Raw genomic sequence first — 18510 nt, 5'->3', positions numbered from 1 at the left:
TCAGTCTCCTGCTGTTGAAATGCTGTAGTCGCCCGTGGCACCGAGGCATGAGACGGTGGCGAGTTCGGCGAGGCGGCGGTCGGCGCCGCGTCCCGCCAGCACGGCGACGAGGTCGATGGTCTCGGCGATCAAGGCGCGCGGAACCGAGATGACGGCTTCCTGGATGAGCTGCTCGAGCCGTCGCAGCGCGCCGAGCGCCGTCCCCGCATGAATGGTACCGATGCCGCCGGGATGGCCGGTGCCCCAGGCCTTGAGGAGGTCGAGTGCTTCGGCACCTCGGACTTCGCCGATCGGGATGCGATCAGGACGCAGTCGGAGGGCCGAGCGAACAAGATCCGACAGTGTGGCCACACCGTCCTTGGTCCGAAGCGCAACGAGATTGGGCGCCCTGCACTGTAGCTCGCGCGTATCTTCGATCAGCACGACCCGATCGGAGCTCTTCGCGACCTCGGCCAGGAGCGCGTTCGTCAAGGTTGTCTTGCCGGTCGATGTTCCGCCGGCGACGAGGATGTTCTTCCGTGCGTCGACCGCGCCCCTCAGGATCTTGGCCTGCTCCGAGGTCATGATGCGCCTTACGACGTAGTCGTCGAGCGTAAACACGGCGACGGCGGGCTTACGGATAGCAAAGGCCGGTGCTGCAACGACCGGAGGCAAGAAACCTTCGAAGCGCTCGCCGGTCCCAGGCAATTCGGCCGAGACCCGTGGCGAACCGGCATGCACCTCGGCACCGACGTGATGCGCGACTAGGCGAACAATGCGCTCGCCATCGGCAGCGGACAGAGTTTCGCCTGTGTCCATGAGGCCATTCGACAGCCGGTCGATCCATAGCCGGCCATCCGGGTTGAGCATCACCTCGATGATCGCTTCGTCTTCGAGATAGCCGGCAATCGCGGCCCCAAGCGCGCTGCGCAGCATTCGCGCACCGCGCGAGCTCGCGTCTGATTGAATAGAATGGATTGCCATCGTTCGCCCCACCGAATGAGGGCACCCAAAGGGCGCCCTCAGATGGGGATCATTAAAAAAGGCCCCACGGACTTGGCGCAACAAGCGGCTTCAGTGATCGTAGACTGGCGTAGAAAAAGAAACACTGAAAACTGATGTTTGAGGTCTACTCATTCGTATCGTACTCGGCGAGCTACCGCTCACCACTCCGCATCGTCATCCGCGGGCACGAGTAAGACCGAATCCTCATACGACTCGACAACGTACGAAACATCAGCCGGCTTGAAGAATAGGAGTGAACTCATCCAGGAAACGATAGATCGGCGCCAAGGCAGCATGAACCAGATCAACGCCGCGATCTGCACTGCTACGTTGACGCCGAACGCTACTTGATAGGCATGGACGGCCCTATGGCCATCATTCGCGGGCCATTGCTCCAAGATAAGACCTGTCCCGCATTGTGCCAGAAACGCCCAACCAAAGTGCAAGACGTTCAAGGCGCCGTTGGCACGACCGGCAAGCGCCGGCGGAAAGTAATCTACTATTACCGCGAAGCTGACCACGGTTGCCGTTCCGGCAATTGCGACAACAGACCAGGGCAAGATGGACGGCACAGGCACTCGCAGGATCAAAGCTAGCTCGGCTGCGAAAAAGAGCACCGCAACCGTCGCCAGTACCGTCTCCGCCCCTATTCCCCTTCGTTTGACGTAATGGACAGTCATCCCGAACAACAACGCGCCGAAGCTCAAGACGATCGACATGGTGAACAGCTGTCTTACGAGACTTGCGCGATCAAGCCCCTCCACGTCGGTCAGCCACGGTGATGCCCACAGTCCCTGCAGAGACCAAGCCGATCCAACACAAGTCGCCGACAGTGGGGCCATTCGCCAGAAGCGCCGATCGCTGAAAACGGAGCCAAGGGTGGCGCGCGCCGTTGATGGAACAATGCCTCGTTCGGGCACCGCGACATAGATGAGAATGGCCGTCGCACCGGTAGCGACTGCCAGGATCCCAAAGAGCAGCCGCCAGCCCATCCAAGCGAGCAGGTATTCGACAGGAGCCGTAGCCGTTACCGCTCCTAGCGACCCCAGCATAATCATGTAGCCGTTAAGCAAAACGACGCGTTCGCTAGGGAACCAGAGGATGATGGACTTCAGTCCGGCCGTCAGCGCCGCCGCGACACCAAGCCCGATCATTGCACGCGCTATCAAGAGTGACGGGAAACCGCTCGATACCGCGAAGAGTCCGGCGCCCACTGCTGCGAGCAAGAGCAGAGCACTCTGGACGCGCCGCGGACCAAAGCGGTCCAACAATATGCCGACGGGGATCTGCGCCGCCGCAAAGACGAGGAAATAGACCGAGGTAAGCAACCCGAGGTCGGCAGGCCCAAGCCCAGCATCCGAGCTGAGATGACTGGCGATCAAAGCGTTGATCGTTCGAAACAGATACGAAAGATAGTATCCAACCGCAAACGGGAGAAATACGCGCGCTGTGAGGCGCCATGCCCCTGAAATCTGCATGCTGGCCCCTCTTGCTGTCAGCTCGTACGAGCCGATAGCGCGACCAGCTTTTCGTCAGTTCAGCTAAATCGCTGCGGGCGTAGGTTAGCGAAGAAAAAGAAGGGACCGGCGAAACGGTCTTGCTACATGGTTCAATCAAGATTCTTCGGCCGCTTCCTGGCGGCGGATATCTTCTGGAATCTCGCGCAGAAAGCTTTGCCCTTTCTGCAAACGGCGCCCGAGCACCTCGACAAATCCTTCAAAGCGCTCCCGACCCTTTGCCTGGGCGGCCGTCTGCGCGTCATTGGGCAATGGCGGCGTTATTGTCAGCCAGAAGCGGATGAATAGGGCCAAGGTCTCTGCCGTTAGACCGATATCACGCTCCATCCGCTGCATTTGTCGCGAGAGGCGATCGAGACGACGGGTAAACGCTGCCTCTCGCCTGTCCGCTCCGTCCGGTGACAAAAACGAGGCAACGGCTGCCTCCACGATCGCAGACCGGGAAAGGTTTTTGCGATCCGCGAGGTCCGAGATCTGTTTCAGAAGCTCGGGCGGGAAATAGACGTTCATCCGATCGCGCATATTGCCTCAGAGCTCCATGCCGTCATTCGGATCCATGGCAACCTGGCGGGCGGCGCCACGCATCTGCTGACGAAGCAGTCGAGATTGGCGGACCGCGTCCTCATCGTCGTCAAGAACCACGGCGAATTCCTCGGCTGGGGCCGGCTCGGTTGTTTCCTTGGCTATCGCGACGTGATCGGGGAGTTCGGGCTCGCGACGGAGACCACTGTTCGCGGCGTCTTCCTCTGCTTGCCCCCTGTCGGTTGGATGCGGCGCAGGCTTCAGCGTTTCAAGCGTTGACCATCCGTCCGTTCCTGATGATGGACCGGATACCGTCGGATCGGGCGGTGGCAAGATCCGCTCGGTAAGCCGCCGATCCTCATAATAGCGAACCTTCTTCGCCCGGATCGGCGGTGTGCCCGCTACCATAACAATCTCGTCCATCGGCGATAGCTGCATGACCTCGCCCGGGGTTAGCAGCGGTCTCGCCGTCTCCTGGCGCGAGACCATCAGGTGTCCAAGCCAGGGGTTCAACCTGTGACCGGCATAGTTCTTCATCGCACGCATCTCCGTCGCCGTACCCAACGCGTCGGACACCCGCTTGGCGGTCCGCTCGTCATTTGTCGCGAAGCTGACGCGCACGTGACAATTGTCGAGAATCGCATTGTTGGGCCCATAGGCCTTCTCGATCTGATTGAGCGATTGCGCGATCAAGAAGCTCTTGATGCCGTACCCCGCCATGAAGGCGAGCGCGGACTCGAAGAAATCAAGACGTCCCAGCGCCGGGAACTCGTCGAGCATCATCAGGACTCGATGCCGGCGGTCGCGGGCGTGCAGATCTTCGGTCAGCCGCCTGCCGATCTGGTTTAGCACCAGGCGGATCAAAGGCTTGGTCCGCGAGATATCGGAGGGTGGCACCACGAGGTAAAGCGTCGTAGGGCGGCTGTTTGCGATCAGATCGGCTATCCTCCAGTCGCAGCGGCAGGTCACCTGGGCTACGACGGGATCGCGGTAAAGACCTAGGAACGACATCGCGGTGGACAGAACGCCCGACCGCTCATTCTCGGATTTGTTGAGGAGTTCACGCGCCGTCGAGGCGACCACGGGATGGGAGCCCTTCGCGTCAAGATGCGCGGTGGTCATCATCGCCTTCAGCGTCGCCTCGATCGGCCGCTTCGGATCGGACAGGAAAGCTGCGACGCCAGCCAAGGTCTTGTCTGCCTCGGCATAGAGAACATGGAGTATGGCGCCGACCAGGAGCGAATGACTGGTCTTCTCCCAATGGTTCCGCTTGTCGAGCGAGCCCTCGGGGTCGACCAGGACATCGGCGACGTTCTGGACGTCACGAACCTCCCATTCCCCGCGCCGCACCTCGAGCAGCGGATTGTACGCAGTGGACTTTGGATTGGTTGGGTCGAACAAGAGAACTCGACCATGCCGCGAGCGAAAACCGGCCGTCAGTTGCCAATTCTCACCTTTGATGTCGTGCACGATGGCCGAGCCCGGCCAGGCCAGCAACGAAGGAACGACCAAGCCAACACCCTTACCGGACCGAGTGGGGGCAAAGCACAAGACGTGCTCCGGCCCGTCATGGCGCAGGTAAACGTGGTCGAGCTTGCCAAGCACCACACCATCCGGACCGAGAAGCCCGGCCGCTCGAACCTCTTCCGCATCAGCCCAGCGCGCCGAGCCATAAGTCTCAACGTCCTTGGCCTCGCGCGCCCGCCACACCGACATGCCGATCGCCACCGCGATCGAAACGACGGTCCCTGATGCTGCGATGAAGGCCCCCTCGACAAAGACCTGCGGCGCATAGGCATCGTAGACGAACCACCACCAGAAGAAGATCGGCGGATAATAGATCTTGAAACCCCACAGTTCGAACCAGGGCCGCCCAAGCTCGGGCTGATAGCCAAGTCGCCAGGCCGTCCACTCGGTTGCTCCCCAGATGGCCAGCAAGACGATCAGGCCGACAACGATCACCTGCCCCCAGAGTATTTTGGTTCCGGACATTCCGAGCGTCCTTCCGCAACTGAATTGGTGAGATAGCTAGAGGCCGAGGTCGCGCTTGCGACCAAAGCCCCATTCAATACCACCGCCGTCCTTCACGAACCCGGTGACGTGTTGGCCGAGCCTCTTTTCTAGTTCGCGCGACCAGGGCACGAGCTGGAAGCCGAGACCATTATCGATCATGGCGAAGCGTCCCGAGGTGAGCGTCAGCCGCTGGCGATACGTGCCCGCCACATGCTCCCCGGAGGCAGCGTTCATATGAGGCAGGCCGATGTCGGCCGAGACTTTTGCGGCAACCTCGTCCAGTTCGCGTCGACGCAACGTCTTCAGGAGGTCTCGCTGCAGGGTGATGCGTTGGCCCTGCCGCCGCGCCAAGCCCTCCTGGATCAGATGCTCGGTCCGGGCCTCCATGGCGTCGCGGGTCTCGCGGCCAAATCCACCCATGGCAAGCGGCATGGGGTCGCGTTCGACCAGCCTGTGGTCGAGCCAAGTTGCCCCTCTTGCCTTGACCTGACCACCAAGATCGAGATCGGAACGGGCCGCGAGCACCACGGTGGGGCGCGGATCGCCGGGTGGACCGAAACTCCGGACTTCGACGATGCCGCCCATTGGCGGTGCATATTCGAACGCCTCGAGCCCTCGGAAGCGCACGTGGTGAGCGCGTCCGTCTGTTCCGTCGATCAGGGCATAGGCCTCCCCGGTCAGTTCGTCATGCAATCCGCGGTCGACCAGCCGTCCGATAATCTGGGCCGTCGGCCGTCCACTCTCAATGACGAAGTCGGCAACGCCGCGCGCTTCCCCACGCTCGGTGAAGGCGCGGTGCATGGTCTTGATGATGTCGCCGCGCATGCCGAGATCGCGCAAGCTGCGCTCGGCCTCGAGCCCGACTATCCATTCGCCTGGTGCAGCGGAGGTAGCAAGGCCCATCCTCTCTAGATGTTGAAGACGACCGATCATCAGGCGCCGGATCTCGGGATCGGACTTGCTCGGGTTCTCGGGGCGAAGATCGATAGTGCCGGTCTCATCGGCTGCCAACCGGATCTCCCGATCTAGCCGCGTCCATCGTTCCGCCGTGACTTCCCTCTCCAGCGAATTGCGGATCTCGTGCTCCGGTTTTGGACCCAGTTCTATGGCGACCAGTTCCTCGGCGCGTGACCGCAGGCCCTGGCTGATGTAGTCGCGGGAGATCACGAGATCTGCCCCTTCCTCGTCTACTCCCCGAACGAGAAGATGGACGTGGGGATTGTCGGTATTCCAATGATCGACAGCAACCCAATCGAGCCGCGTGCCGAGATCAATCTCCATTTGCTTGGTGAGGTCGCAGGTGAAAGTCCTGAGGTCGGTCATCTCGCCGGCATCCTCAGGCGAGACGATGAACCTAAAATGATGCCGGTCGTCCTTGCATCGTTCAGCGAAAGCCGCGCTATCGGCACCGTCACTGCCGGCATCGAACATCACGGCACGCTCACCGCTTCGGGTCACGCCATCGCGCTTCAGATATGAAAGATGGGCCGTCAGAGGCGCCGAGCGGAATGCTCGTCCTTTGTGCCGGACAACACGTGCCTTCACCACGACGCGCCGCGTCGGGCTGAACAACCGGCTGCGGCTGAACGCAAGCCTGCCGCGGCCAAACGTCGAGCGGCCATAAGCCGTGGAACTCCTGCCAGCCGCAGACTGACCAGAGGTGTGCCCGGCCTTCTTTGCCGCCCGCAGCACCTGGTTGATGAAGCTCTTCTGCTTCGGCGAGCGGGTATTGCGGATGCGCCCAGGCCGAATACGCAGGTCGCTATCGCCCACGCTCACGGGGCTTCCAAACGATTAAAAGCACGCACAGTGCCGAAAACGCCTTTGATTGCATTCGTAAAAATGCGAGGCGCGGCACGCGCCCCGACCGACCGGCACGCCAGAACCCAAGCCATGCCAATGGCTTGCGGTTCGACCGGCGAGCCCCTTTTATCTCGCCTTCCTAATCGGGCGGGCAACGTCAACTCATTCCTGCGCTTTTCTTCGACTCTTCGAACTCCAACCATGACCGACTCCCTGCACCAACAACGTGCAACTTCACCACAGCCGCGTACGCCACGTGCCTTCACCAGGCGGGGTCCATGCGTTCCTTCGCGTTCAGCACTTGGGCCGTCGCATGCTCTTCATCAGGTTCGTAAACAGGGCTGTCCAAGCAGTCCGGCGCTCTCGTCCCTGAAGGGCGGCAGCAGGCAAGAGATAGCGGACATTCCCCGTTTCGCGGCCCCGCCAGGGGACGCTCACCGCGCGCGCGGATCTCTAATTTCGCTCCTCCTCAACGTGCTGGGCGCAAACCCAGTGCTAATCCGTCGTTATCTGCACCGCGGCTACTGTGCAGGTCTCAACCGCAGCCGCTGCTTGATCTGGCGCCGAATCCGACGTGCAAGTCGGTCTCGCTGATCCACATTCGGTGCAGAATGCTTGCGAGCTTCCGCGCGACCGCGGTGATTGCGCACAACATGCTCGATCGTTTGGCGATCCGCAGGCCCCACGCTCGCAATGCCGACCATTTCCTGACCCCCAGCAAGCAGGCTTGCGGCCGCCTCGCAAAGCGCTTCGCGCACGGCTACGTCGCCCTGTTTGCTGATGCGCCCTTCGTAATCGATCGACGTGCCGGACTGGTGCCGCCTCGGCACCAAGCCGAAATGCGCGCCGACCGTTCGCGATCTGGTAAAGCGCCGGGGATCGTCGACGCCGACCTTGAACGACAGGGCCGCAACGGGACCGACGCCTGGAACCGTCATCAGGCGTCGGCAGATAGCATCATGCTTGACCACCTGCAGCAGCGCACGATGGAGCCGATCGTATCCCTCTAGGATGGCTCGGCGCGCATCCAGCATGGCCTCGATGGTCATAATTAAGATCGGATCGCTGCGCTCGAGCAGCTCGCGGACGCGGGCCTCGTAGGCACCGCGGGCGACGGCTCCGACGAGCGAACCACAGGCCCGCAGTGCTCCACGAATGTGGTTTTCGATGTCGATCAGTTTGCGCTTGAGTAGCTTCCGGCTGGCCAGCAGCGTGCGCATCTTCTGCACGTCGATGTTCTTGACATGAACGGTGCGATACCAGCCCAACCGCATCATCTGCACGAGGCCGCGCGCGTCATCCGGTCGTTCTTGTTCCGCATTGTCGACAGCGAAACGCGCATGTGACGCGCTTCGACGACAATGATCGGAAGCCCCGCGGGCTGTAGTTCGCGACACAGCCAGATGCCAAGCGATGACGCCTCGACTCCCACTCTCTCTAGGCGATCCGCGTAGCCCTCTACTGCGGAGCGGATCGCCCCTGGCTCGGTCATAACCTTGACCTCGCGAACGGTGAGACCCTCGCCATCGACGGCGCAAAGACTGGTTTCCTCAAGAACGACGTCCAATCCAACGTAGAATTTCATCGGAGCTCTCCTGTGTGGCAACGACCACCTAAGTCGTTGCAGCGAGCTCCGGATTCGACCACACGGGCAGCTATCCCCGTGCACTGGTTTCTCGAAGCCCGATTTGAAGAGCCGTCCTGCCGTCGTGGTTCCCCGGCCGCTGATTCCCGCGGTCCAACTTCCAAGCCAACTCGGTGCTCGTGGCGATTTGCGACAAAATGCAGCTCGGGTCATTGCGGTAGATCCTTCCATCCCGCCTGCCCGAATACGTCGGCTGGCGGCCGATTCATTGCGAAAGAGCCACCGCGACTCGGCAGCCAACTTGAAAAGCCCACGCTGTTTGCCCGCGTTTGCGATAGCGATCGCTCCCCGAACGGTCGAGGCACCCGCAGGGTGGCTTGGTGAGGGGCGGAGCGACGAGTAGAGCGCGGGCCGAAGGCATCGCCCGTGTGCCATCAGCACGTTATTGTCCCACTCCCCCGCGCACTCTTGCCCGCGTGACCAAGGGTTCTTCAGTAGCAAACTCGAAAGTCTTAGCGTCATGATCGTGTTGCAGCGTCTCGAATGCAAACCGAATGTCCGTCACAGGGCGCCAGCGAACCTGGAAACTAACGGCTGATAGCACGAGCTGCCCGATGTGCAGCCGGCGAAGGCTTACGTCGTGTTTGCCAACTGCTCTCCCTCTTCCGCCATTTGCTCGGTGAAGCACGCCAAGGCCTGCGAACCCGCACACTTGGTCATTGCGATAATTCTGAATGCGATCGAGGGATGAACACGCCAATATGCTGGGGGACCATGGGCGAAACATCGGACGCCGAGATTGCGGTCGTGACACCGCTCGACGGCATGACCGCCAGCAACCGATCGCGCGTTTTCATGAGATCGGATCGCGTGACGAAAAGCGTCGCGGCTGCTGATGACTGTCCCCTGGACGTCCACCTCGGCGGCAGTTCAATGGCAAGCAGATTTGCAAGCTTTGCGACGTATGCTCGCGTCTCGTCTGGCAGAGAGCCGCCTGCGAGATGCTCTTCATAGCGAGATGGTCCCGCGTTGTACGCGGCAAACACGCCAGGCGAGCCATAGCGATCGAGCAGTTTGCGCAGATAGGCCGTGCCAGCCAGAATGTTGTCGTGCGGGTCGTAGGGGTCGTTCCCCAGATTGTAGCGCTCGCGAAGTTCCGCCCAAGTCGCCGGCATGATTTGCATCAGGCCCATTGCGCCTTTTGACGATCTGGCGTGCACGTCACCAGCACTCTCGATGCTTTGGACTGATCGGATCCAGTTCGGGGCAATCGCAAAGCGTTGCGAGGCTTCATTGATGAAGCCGGCAAACGAACGAGGGGCCTGACTGATCGCCGGCTGGGCGGTTGATCCGCTCTGGGCCAAACCAACACTGTCGAACGCGGTCAGCAGAAGCATCAGGGGCAAGGCAGCACAAACGCGCGTGCCCAACCGACCCAAGCACCCGGTCGGGCTCGCGCCAGCCTTGCAGACACCGATCGAGATGGAGGTATGATCCCGCAATCGATCGAATAACAGAATGGCAAGGAGAACACGTCGAATACGCACGATTACTCCTCCCACGTCCACACCGGCATCGCACGGCCTATCACGCTAGATGCCGGAAGACATCCAAAATAGCGGCCATCAAGAGAGTCGTCCGACTGCCAGTTCATCAGAAACAGCTCGCCGTCTCCGACGACGCGGCAGCCCTGCCATTTCGGCAGCGGCCTGCCTCGTCTGTCGTGATCCTTCGCCTCGCCCACCGCGACGTCGTCGACCGAAATCGTGAGACCGGTTCTGCAAACACTCTGCCCCGGAAGGGCAAGCACGCGCTTCAGCATGGGGACGCCAATGGGCAAATAGCCGTTAAGGTCGAGGAAGGTCGCGAGCGGCTCGGGCAGCTGCACGGCGACCAATTCAGTGACTTGGAATTGGTCCGCCGGTAAAAGGCGGTAGAGACCAATCGGCACGCTCGCGGATGCGTTCCAGATGTAAAGCGGAAGCGGCTCCAGGACGATCGTCCCGATGAGCGCAGCAGCCACGCCAATCGTCACGGCCAGCATCATTAGGCGGCCCGTCATCGGATCACCTTTTGGCGACGAAGCCAGGCCTGATGGCGCGCTTCCGTATATTGACGCGGGTTTTCGTTGACGGACAGGCGGTTATGAACGTGATGCCAATGATCAGGCGCGACAACAGCTGGATCGATGCCGAGTGCCTCAACGGCCTCGGTTATTTGTAGTACTCGCTCGACCTTCGGCCAGCCGGACAGACGCAGCAAAATCTCCCCGCCGGGTGTCACATAAGGGACGGTCGAGCAGCGCTGTCCCGGAGCGACCGCGCGCAAGATGTCGATGCGCGAAATGATTGTCCCAAAGTCGTTGGAGGTCCATCGGACGAAGCCAAAGATGCTGCCGGGCGCAAATGAGAGGACGCGCCGATGGCGATCAAGCTTCCGTTCCTTGACGATACGACCGAACCGAATCCGGTTTTCGATGCGCTTCTCGAGCCACAGCACTTCCACTTCGGTGAGATCGCTCATGCCGCCGGTCCCCAAGACTGAAAAAGGGCGACGTAAGCTTTGGCGACGGCGAAACACCTGTGCGGCTTCTTCGCACAAGCAGGATTGGCGGCGCGCCGTTGCCAGTTGGCTGCGATGCGGCTTGGGGTTTGTTCCGTTAGAGGGAATCCGAAAGATTTCTGGTTAGCCGGGGTACTGACCGGTGCCCCCTCGCCGGCCGTGCCGCTGCGAAAATGCCTCACAACGATTCGCGAACGGGACGCGCGGTGCGTCCCGGCGATCGGCAGCGGAGGCACATGATGGACTTCTTTGCAGGGCTCGACGTGTCGCTGGAGGCGACGAATATTTGCGTGGTGGACGGCGACGGCAAGGTCGTCCGGGAGACGAAACTCGAGACCGATCCGGACGCGATCGAGCTGTTTTTGGCCGAATGGGGCATTCACCTCAAGCGCGTCGGGCTGGAGGCGTTCTCGTACTCGGCCTGGCTGTTCACGGCGCTCGCCGAAAAGGGCCTCCCGGTGATCTGCATCGAGACCCGGCACGCCAAGGCGGCGCTGAACGCCATGCTGAACAAGACCGACCGCAACGATGCCAAAGGCATTGCGCAGATGATGCGGACCGGCTGCTTCCGTGCGGTCCATGTCAAGTCGGAAGCCGCGCAAACGCTGCGGGCGCTGCTGGTCGGGCGCAAGGCGCTGCTTGGCAAGGTGCTCGACATGGAGAACATGATCCGGGGCCTGTTGCGCCCCTTCGGCCTCAAAGTCGGCGAGATCTCGGTCGGCCGTTTTGATGCGCGGGTACGCGAGATCATGGCCGGGAAGAAGGAATTGGAGGCGATCGTCGCGCCGCTGTTGGACGCGCGAGCTGCGATGCGGCTGCAGCTGGCCAAACTGCATCGCCTGGCCCTCGCGGCGGCGCGCAGCGACAGCGCGGTTAGACGGATGATGACCGTGCCTGGCGTCGGCGCACTCGTGGCGCTGACGTTCCGCGCCACCGTCGATGATCCGACGCGATTCAAGAGATCGACCAATGTTGGTGCCCATTTTGGGTTGACACCGCGGCGCTACCAATCTGGGCAAACCGATCGCATTGGCAGCATCTCCAAATGCGGCGATGAGCTGACAAGGGCAATGTTGTACGAGGCAGCGATCGCGATCCTGACGCGCATTCCAAAGAACTTTAAGCTGCGGCTGTGGGGCCTGCGGCTGGCCAGGAAGAAGGGTCTGAAGCGCGCCGCGACGGCCGTGGCGCGCGCCCTCGCCGTGCTGCTGCACAAGATCTGGATCGATGGCACGACCTTCCGGTTCGGTGCCGGCGGCAAGCGCGGCCGGGTCGCTGCGGCGAAGTAAGGGCCTCCGCGACCCGGCCGCTTCCACGCGCGCCTTTTCCTTCCGCCACGGCGGAGCGGCGTCTCCTGAGGAGACGGGGTTTTGGGTGAGATCGCAACTTTTCTTGCCGGCGACTTCATGACGAATTTTGAAGCCATCACGCACGGCGCTGGTTAGCCTGACCGCCCATTCCTCAGATTCCGGCTTGTGGTGGCCATCGTGCCAACCACGGATGTTAGCGAGTTCTCCTCGACGAGCGAGCTGCCGCAAAGGAAAGCAACGATCGTGATGCGGTGACCCCGACTCCGACGATCGCGCAGATTTGCGCGCGATCGCGTGCGCGCGCGTGCGTTGGAGGAAAGAATCGCATTGCGGAGAAGTTTTGCGCGTGAGAGAGTGAGCACACGAGGCATTCTCGTTGCACGCGCGGCCGACTTGTTCACAACGTACTGATTCACAACAAGAAGTTAGTGTCAGTATGTTAGTAAAGTTACAGCGGCTGGAAAGCTCGGAGAAACAAGCTCTTAAGGTCGATTCCAATCCCCGATAGCACGAGGATTGGGTCCCCGATAGCACGGGGGTTGCGGTCCCCGATAGCACGAGCTGATTCACAGGTTGTCCTCCGAATTTGTAATGAGACCGCGCCGGCGAAGGCGAGCCGTCAGGGGCATCAATAGGCGTGGTCCGAAGTTCAGTCGCTCGGTGCCATCAGGACCGCGCGCGAGCACGAGCTGGTAGCCGGGCAATGTCTGACACTGAACGATCTTACGTACGTCGTAAGCAAAGTGCTTGAGCGGCGAGAGGATGCCGTACTTGGCATGGAGATGCACAAGGTCAAAACTTCGGCCGCCATCCTGGCGTCCACCATGCTTTCGCACGAGCCGGTAGAGCCACCGCACAAGTCCGCCCGTCAGATGGAAATAAGCGCGATCAATCGTCAGTACGAGCGCGTCATCGATTACGCCCGCGTAGAACCAGTCCGGCAGGATTAGCTCGAGCCCAAATGCGCGACCATTTGCATCGGCCGTTTCCTTCCACTCGTTGATCCAGGAGAAGCGATGCCCTCGTCGTTTCGTTGGCTGGCGGATCGACGTCAGCACCGTCGTTGACTGAAGTCTATCTAGGCCCGCCTTGATCCGGTCATAGTCGCGTGCGCTGCTGCCGCGGCCGACGAACGTCAAGTTCTCGTAAGGCGTTGCAGCCATCAGACGCGACGTCTTGAGACCTGCGTCACGAGCTTCGACGATCTGAGAAGCAGCGCAGATCAGAACGTCTGCATCCCAGATGGTTGCCATGCCGTGTTCCGGCACGGCCTCGGCACGAATTGCGATCGCCCCGGCACGGAAATCGATCGGCACAGTTCGCTTTGTTTTTGCAAGCGAGAAGAACGGATATGCCATCAGATCCTGCGCATCGCGCGGCGCGAGATCGCCGGGCAACGCCCGAAAGAGCTCAAGCTGGTCGCGCTCGGAATGGCGATTGCGCCGCATGATTATTGCTCTCGCGCGGCAATCAGCGACGTTCCTGGCCCGCATACGGGCGCAGCGCCGGGTGCTTCTTGGCAGGCAGCACGGTCCCCTTGCCGGGGTCGGACGTTGACGTCTTAGCACCGAGGTCGGCCCACGCTTTCAGATCATCCAATGCGTAGACGACACGTCCGCCAATCTTCCGATACGTTGGACCGGTGCCGTATGTGCGGTGTTTCTCAAGCGTGCGTCCCGAGAGGCCAAGATAACGCGCGGCTTCCGGTGTACGCAGGAATCGCGAGGGTAGACCGGCCATCAGATCGGGCATTTGGGATCTCCAGAATGACGGTGCACCGCGTATGGCGGCGCCTGCGTGTGTGCGGTCATCATGGAGGAGCAAGTTCTCGGAGGGGGATGCCGAATATTGGGGGTACGATTTGCGGCACCCTAGGGGACTGCGCTACTCGTCCTCGCGACTGGCCGCAGGAGTTTGCGGTAACAACCGCGTATCCACGCGAGGCCGCCTTGCACCAAGGCGGACGTTCTATTAGGCACTTCATGCGTCTTCCAGGTGCGGGCGTGAGTGCGCTTTTGCCGAAGAGCGCTGCAGTAATAACGCGGTAACAGCCGCCAGCGCTGTGCGCATCAAGGGCGCGCCTCGCGGCGCTCAGACGGTTGCGCCGCCGGTTGATTAATGTGTGGAAATGCAGGGCTAGGCGCGCGTCCATTCATGGCGCGCCACGGCCGTCGGACTTGATGCGCACGTGCATCGAAATGGTTATCAAACAGCAATTTGGGTGCGTATGAGGCGCCCAGTACCGGACTTTGGACCAGACACGGGAATCTACGGCCCTGCTGCGCAGCACCGCATACAAGCCGTCGATGGCCATGGCGGACCTGGCTGGTTGAGAGAATCCAGCAGCGGACGTCGAACTGCCATCGACCGTCGAGGCGACCGTGACCCGAATGACCGCTGCTAGAACCTCGGGCGCCCCCAAAAATCGCCTGCTCGTCGAAGGAGCTCTACGGGTCACCGGCGAAAGCAGATGCCCCACCTCTCCTTGTTCCTCAGTCACTTTGCCATCTGACTACTGGCGATCATCACCTCATATTCGCGTCAATAGTCCGCATTGCAGCGAGGACATTCCCGAGCGATGCCCATGATGTCTTGTAGGCTCCTGTAGGATTCCGGGACCGCCCGTCGAATTCAGGCATTGCTTCCGCCCTATTGCACACAGCCAACAAAGGATTGCGCCGGTGAACGACGCGGTTGTAGGAAGCCCCTAGTTTGGCACACGTGGAGCACCGGAATGACTACTGGTTAGAAAGAGAGAATGGTTCTGTCTGCAAGTCGGCAGCCGACGCCTTTCTTCTATTTCGAGCCGGTGCACACAAGTGTCGCCCGTAAGCGCCGGCCATTCGGCGCACTGTCCGCCATTTCTGGATCGAGGGATGGCTACAGCATCACACCCGGTTTGAAATGCGAAGAATCTACGCCATGGTCTGGTCGCAACCTAGACCCGCGTTGTCCGGTAGAATTGCGGATTTCTTTTGAATCCGTTCGGTAAGGTACGCCACCAAGATCGGCCGCGCACGGCATCACCACCATTAGTACATTTGGATGCGAATTGGATCCTAGAACGATCGTTCCGGCTCAGTTCCCCTATCGCCATGGATATCAAAGAGATCATGGCCCTCAGCCTGCGTCGGAAACACCACGATCTACAAATGACGCAGGAGGAACTGGCCGAGCGCGCGGGTTTAAGCGCCTGTTACGTCGGCGCAATCGAGCGCGGCGATGTATCAGCAAGCGTCACGGTGCTCGGGCAAATTGCTGAAGCATTGGGAGTCGACCCCGGGGACCTGCTCAAAAAGGCCTCGCCGCTTAGCAAATCGAAAGCCGCCTGAAGCCTGCCGCGAAGGGCCCCGCCCGGCGTACCGGACGGGGCTTGGTCAGGCGCTCTCACTCACTCTTGCGAGGCCGGGACCAGAGCAGCGTGTAGCCTTCGCCGCCTTCGTCATCGAACAGGTTCGCGTAGATCGGCGCGTTGAAGGAGGGATCGTCGAGCTTGAGCGAAAGGTAGTCGCGGCCTTCCTCGGAGCGCTTCGACCAGGCTGCCCCAATCTCGGCTCGGCCCACATAGACGCGGTGGCTCGGCGCATTGTCGTTTGAGCGGTTGGCGTCGGTGACGATGCGGACGCCCTTGGCCTGCAAGCTCAGGGTGATAATCTCGCCCTGGAAATCGTTGCCGACCTTCTTGAAAGAACCGATGTTAGCCATGTCACTTCTCCTGTTGTGTTTCGAGCCCGCGACCACCGCGGCCTCGATGGCGACCTGAAGGCCGGGGACGATCGGCGACGCACCCTCGCTTTGAGGGCCGTAGCGCAGCGGAGGACGCCTTGGTTGAGACTTTCTTGTCTCGCGAGGAATGGGCGCAAGCCCAGGGGAAGAAAGTCTCAATCCAGGGCGTTGCGGCTCAGACGATCGAGGCGAAGCCGGTCTCGGCCAGACCGAGCCATCAACGAGGCCACGTGAGTCCGCGTGCTGAACCGCAATGCAGAGATGACGTTGCGTATCCCGGTTCTCCTGAACAAGAGGTCCCAATGATTGGGCGTGCAAAGAGAAGCAATCTGCTGCAAGGGGCGGTTTCGTCTCCAAGCAACTGATAAAGGAGCCGTCCGCCGCCGCAACATGCCCGATGATCCGCATGGCCGGTTGACGACGCCCGCGACGTGCGGCAACTACGTCTCGCACAAGCCCGGCGATCGCCCTGTCAGCGGGCCGATCTATGCGAGCCCAACCGGTGATGAAGGGCATAACCGGCTATCGTTTGTGCCCGGCCGTTGCAGGCGCTGGTTGCGACAGCTTGGCAGCTTGCCCATTCGGCTCGAGCGGGCAGGTTTCCGCCAATGCCATCAAGCGGGCCCACGCCGTGCAGCACGTGCAAACTGCGCCCATGCAGGCAAAGACCTGACGCCAGGCTGGCGATGGCACGCCGATATGAGACAGTGCGAGCGCTACCTGATAGCCGGCGACCGCGGCTGGGATAGAGAATGCCGTCGCGATGAGGATACGCAGTATCAGAGATCGGCCGGCGGCAAGGGTGAACTGGCCAACCACAAGCATGAGCGCTCCGCTTCCGGTCCCCACAAGAAGCGCGCCAAGGAGGCCGGCACCGCCTTGGAATGTGATCATCCCGACATTCAACGCGATGAAAAACGGCAAAGCATGGACCGCCAGCGCAAAGATCGCCCAGCAGAACAAGCCGATGCCAAGCGTATTGAGAACAAGCCCAAGCGCGAGCATGGTGGTGGCTCCCTCCATAGGTTTATGGGTTGCGCCTTCCACCACCACCGCGGCGCACACGAATCGTTGGACGCAAACAAGGCGGAGTTGCGGCACGCACAACTCCGTTTCGTGGTTCGGGCGTCATCAGGACGGCGCTCACGCGCCGCCGAACTTCCAGACGGGAATGCCGAAGCGCTTTGCTTTGTCGGCGAGATTAGAGCTGGCCCCGGTTGTTTGGACAGCGCCCCGCTGGATTTAAGTGGATTCCTGCCGGGTTATGCTGAACGCGGGGCTTTACGATTTTGTCGTTGCGTCGGGAGGGCGTAGCCCGACCAGAGCGACGACAAAATCGTCGGCGACGGTCATGCGGCCATCACCATAGCTTGCGTGCCGAAGTAAGCCTCGTCGGGCGTGCGCCCGTCAAGGCTCGAGTGAGGGCGTCCCTGATTGTAGAAGGCCAGATACTTGGCAATTGACGCTCGCGCCTCGGACACGCTGTCGTAGGCGCGGAGATAAACTTCTTCGTATTTGACCGTGCGCCAGAGCCGCTCGACAAACACGTTGTCGCGCCAGGCGCCCTTGCCATCCATGCTGATGGCGATCTTCGCGTCCAGCAGCACATCGGTGAACTCGAGGCTGGTGAACTGGCTGCCCTGGTCCGTGTTGAAAATCGCGGGCCTGCCGTGCTTCGCCAACGCCTCCTGGACCGCTTCGACGCAGAAGGCCGCCTCCATTGTGATCGAGACGCGATGGGCCAGGACCCGTCGGCTGAACACATCGACGACCGCCGCGAGATAGACGAAGCCACGCCGCATCGGAATGTAGGTGATGTCCATTGCCCACGCATGGTCGGGCCGCTCGATCTTCAATCCGCGCAACAGGTACGGGTAGATCTTGTGACCCGGAGCCGGCTTGCTCGTGTTCGGGCGACGATAGACCGCCTCGATCCCCATGCGCTTCATCAGCGTCGCGATGTGGCGGCGACCGGCGTATACCCCCTCCCGCCGCAGCAACGATCGCAGCATACGCGCTCCCGCGAAGGGATAATCGAGATGCAGCTCATCGAGCCGACGCATCAAGGCAAGGTCCTCGGCCGAAACTGGCCGAGGTTCATAGTAGACCGTGCTGCGAGCCAGCTTCAGGACCTTCGCCTGGCGCACGATAGAAAGATCATGACCGCGGTCGATCATCGCTTTGCGCTCAGCAGGCCCGCCTTGGTGAGCGCGCCGGACAAAAAATCGTTTTCCAACGCCAGCTCGCCGATCTTGGCATGCAACGCCTTCAAATCGACCGGCGTCTCGGCCGATGTCTTGTCATGCCCAAACACGCCGGCGGCGCCTTCCAGGAGCTGGTTTTTCCAGATCGTGATCTGGTTCGGATGAACATCAAACAGTTGCGCCAGCTCCGCCAGTGTCTTGTCTCCTTTGACCGCAGCCAAAGCAACCTTCGCCTTGAATGCCGGAGAATGCGTCCGGCGGCTCTTCTTCGTCATCTTCGCTCC

18 protein-coding genes are annotated in these 18510 nt (G+C 61.2%); 2 read left to right on the top strand and 16 right to left on the bottom strand.

From position 1 onward, the window contains the following. The 10 genes from trbB to ABIA42_RS00080 form a co-directional block, all read right to left on the bottom strand. Positions 1-915: a P-type conjugative transfer ATPase TrbB gene (trbB, locus tag ABIA42_RS00125; RefSeq protein WP_041957465.1), complete on the bottom strand. Its 915-nt coding sequence runs from the start codon at positions 913-915 to the stop codon at positions 1-3. Positions 916-1142: 227 nt separating this feature from the next. Continuing rightward, positions 1143-2462: a nitrate/nitrite transporter gene (locus tag ABIA42_RS00120; RefSeq protein ID WP_041957467.1), complete on the bottom strand. Its 1320-nt coding sequence runs from the start codon at positions 2460-2462 to the stop codon at positions 1143-1145. Between the two features lie 135 nt (positions 2463-2597). Next, a complete protein-coding gene (locus ABIA42_RS00115) occupies positions 2598-3023 on the bottom strand; it encodes a CopG family transcriptional regulator (protein WP_041957469.1) in 426 nt (141 codons plus the stop codon). 6 nt (positions 3024-3029) lie between these two features. Next, a complete protein-coding gene (locus ABIA42_RS00110) occupies positions 3030-5015 on the bottom strand; it encodes a conjugal transfer protein TraG (RefSeq protein WP_041957470.1) in 1986 nt (661 codons plus the stop codon). 36 nt (positions 5016-5051) lie between these two features. Continuing rightward, the gene (locus ABIA42_RS00105) at positions 5052-6815 is read right to left on the bottom strand and encodes a DUF3363 domain-containing protein (RefSeq protein ID WP_041957472.1); all 1764 of its coding nucleotides are present in this window, start codon (positions 6813-6815) and stop codon (positions 5052-5054) included. Positions 6816-7360: 545 nt separating this feature from the next. Beyond that, positions 7361-8116: a transposase gene (locus tag ABIA42_RS00100; RefSeq protein WP_244464104.1), complete on the bottom strand. Its 756-nt coding sequence runs from the start codon at positions 8114-8116 to the stop codon at positions 7361-7363. Then, on the bottom strand, positions 8113-8424 hold the full coding sequence (locus ABIA42_RS00095) for a hypothetical protein (protein WP_370115821.1): 312 nt from the start codon (positions 8422-8424) through the stop codon (positions 8113-8115). Before ABIA42_RS00095 ends, ABIA42_RS00100 begins: the two co-directional genes overlap by 4 nt. Before the next feature lie 716 nt (positions 8425-9140). Then, positions 9141-9971: a lytic transglycosylase domain-containing protein gene (locus ABIA42_RS00090; protein WP_052435617.1), complete on the bottom strand. Its 831-nt coding sequence runs from the start codon at positions 9969-9971 to the stop codon at positions 9141-9143. A 2-nt stretch (positions 9972-9973) separates the two neighbouring features. Next, positions 9974-10486, bottom strand: a complete 513-nt coding sequence (locus tag ABIA42_RS00085) for a S26 family signal peptidase (protein ID WP_052435618.1) — start codon at positions 10484-10486, stop codon at positions 9974-9976. Then, positions 10483-10947 carry a DUF2840 domain-containing protein gene (locus ABIA42_RS00080; RefSeq protein ID WP_041957475.1) on the bottom strand — a complete coding sequence of 155 codons (465 nt, stop codon included), beginning with the start codon at positions 10945-10947 and terminating at the stop codon, positions 10483-10485. Before ABIA42_RS00080 ends, ABIA42_RS00085 begins: the two co-directional genes overlap by 4 nt. Positions 10948-11225: 278 nt before the next feature. Here ABIA42_RS00080 and ABIA42_RS00075 point away from each other — a divergent pair, with 278 nt between their 5' ends. Then, entirely contained in the window at positions 11226-12275 is a 1050-nt protein-coding gene (locus ABIA42_RS00075; protein WP_041957501.1) for an IS110 family transposase, read from the top strand. Between the two features lie 587 nt (positions 12276-12862). On the opposite strand, the gene ABIA42_RS00070 is transcribed toward ABIA42_RS00075, so the two are convergent. The 3 genes from ABIA42_RS00070 to ABIA42_RS00060 all read right to left on the bottom strand — a co-directional run bounded on the left by ABIA42_RS00070 (position 12863) and on the right by ABIA42_RS00060 (position 14275). Then, a complete protein-coding gene (locus ABIA42_RS00070; protein WP_145832030.1) occupies positions 12863-13744 on the bottom strand; it encodes a replication initiator protein A in 882 nt (293 codons plus the stop codon). 22 nt (positions 13745-13766) lie between these two features. Further along, on the bottom strand, positions 13767-14048 hold the full coding sequence (locus tag ABIA42_RS00065; protein ID WP_041957479.1) for an AlpA family transcriptional regulator: 282 nt from the start codon (positions 14046-14048) through the stop codon (positions 13767-13769). Between the two features lie 119 nt (positions 14049-14167). Further along, positions 14168-14275, bottom strand: a complete 108-nt coding sequence (locus tag ABIA42_RS00060; RefSeq protein WP_368731196.1) for a hypothetical protein — start codon at positions 14273-14275, stop codon at positions 14168-14170. Between the two features lie 1116 nt (positions 14276-15391). Between ABIA42_RS00060 and ABIA42_RS00055 the strand changes: the two genes are divergently transcribed. Next, the gene (locus tag ABIA42_RS00055) at positions 15392-15628 is read left to right on the top strand and encodes a helix-turn-helix domain-containing protein (RefSeq protein WP_041957481.1); all 237 of its coding nucleotides are present in this window, start codon (positions 15392-15394) and stop codon (positions 15626-15628) included. A 55-nt stretch (positions 15629-15683) separates the two neighbouring features. On the opposite strand, the gene ABIA42_RS00050 is transcribed toward ABIA42_RS00055, so the two are convergent. The 3 genes from ABIA42_RS00050 to ABIA42_RS00040 all read right to left on the bottom strand — a co-directional run bounded on the left by ABIA42_RS00050 (position 15684) and on the right by ABIA42_RS00040 (position 18501). After that, complete coding sequence (locus ABIA42_RS00050) at positions 15684-16001, bottom strand: DUF736 domain-containing protein (protein WP_041957482.1); 318 nt, start codon at positions 15999-16001, stop codon at positions 15684-15686. A gap of 543 nt (positions 16002-16544) precedes the next feature. Continuing rightward, the gene (locus tag ABIA42_RS00045; protein ID WP_244464103.1) at positions 16545-17123 is read right to left on the bottom strand and encodes a hypothetical protein; all 579 of its coding nucleotides are present in this window, start codon (positions 17121-17123) and stop codon (positions 16545-16547) included. 248 nt (positions 17124-17371) lie between these two features. After that, positions 17372-18501 (bottom strand): IS3-like element ISRj2 family transposase gene (locus tag ABIA42_RS00040; RefSeq protein ID WP_109866565.1). Its coding sequence is split into 2 segments (ribosomal slippage): positions 17372-18249 and positions 18249-18501, totalling 1131 coding nucleotides; the frame shifts between segments, so codons are not numbered across the junction. Positions 18502-18510: the final 9 nt, after the last annotated feature.

It is taken from the genome of Bradyrhizobium sp. USDA 327, from assembly GCF_041262065.1.
Lineage (GTDB): Bacteria > Pseudomonadota > Alphaproteobacteria > Rhizobiales > Xanthobacteraceae > Bradyrhizobium > Bradyrhizobium liaoningense.
The sequence above is the reverse complement of the archived record's forward strand: the minus strand, read 5'-3'. Positions and strand labels throughout refer to the sequence as shown.